At 39.3% G+C, this 661-nt stretch carries 1 protein-coding gene; it reads right to left on the bottom strand.

What is annotated here, in order from left to right:
- The coding region (locus AOG27_RS20940; protein ID WP_054554911.1) for a hypothetical protein at positions 1-661 on the bottom strand (661 nt) is incomplete at both ends.

The following is a 661-nucleotide window of genomic DNA, read 5'->3' as shown; positions in this document are numbered from 1 at the left end:
GGGATTTTCCCTGGTTTATCTTCTCGTATTGAGCGACCAGTCCAATCAACGAGTTGCAGGTATGTTTTGAGCTCATATGGCAGACCTTTAGGCATATGCTTACGTGGTTTACCTGCAAAGCGCATAAGTGATTTTGGTTGCTTATTATTTTGAGCTGACTCAATGCGTGTTTTTATACTGGTGTAGTCAGATTGCTCAGGTAAATCAGCCGCTTTCGCTCTTACAGGGTTTAGGTCAACATACGCAAGACAAGCTGCAAGAGCTTCTTCATCAAGTAATGCTTGTGACTTAAAGCGACCTTCCCAAAACCGTCCTTTACATTCATCTTCTTGATTTGCTTTTCGTGCAATACTCTCATTAAGAACGCGCATAAACCAACTGATGCTACTGAGCCTCTCTCGATATAAATTTACTCTGGCATTAATCGCAGAAAGCTCTGCTTTTGTTAGCAATTCGCCATTTAAGAATTGTTGGCAAAGGAATGTACTTTTAAATAACTTGTGCCATCTAATCAGAATCGCTTTATTATTCAAACGATTTGCTTTTGCTATATCAATATGAAGTACTAGATGAGTATGGTTACTCATAACTGCGTAAGCACAAACATCAATACAAAATATACGACCAAGTTGAAGTAGTTTCTTTTCAACCCAATCGCGCC

This window comes from Pseudoalteromonas lipolytica, assembly GCF_001306915.1.
GTDB lineage: Bacteria > Pseudomonadota > Gammaproteobacteria > Enterobacterales > Alteromonadaceae > Pseudoalteromonas > Pseudoalteromonas simplex.
Note: the sequence above shows the minus strand (reverse complement) of the source record. Positions and strands in the feature narration are given on the sequence as shown.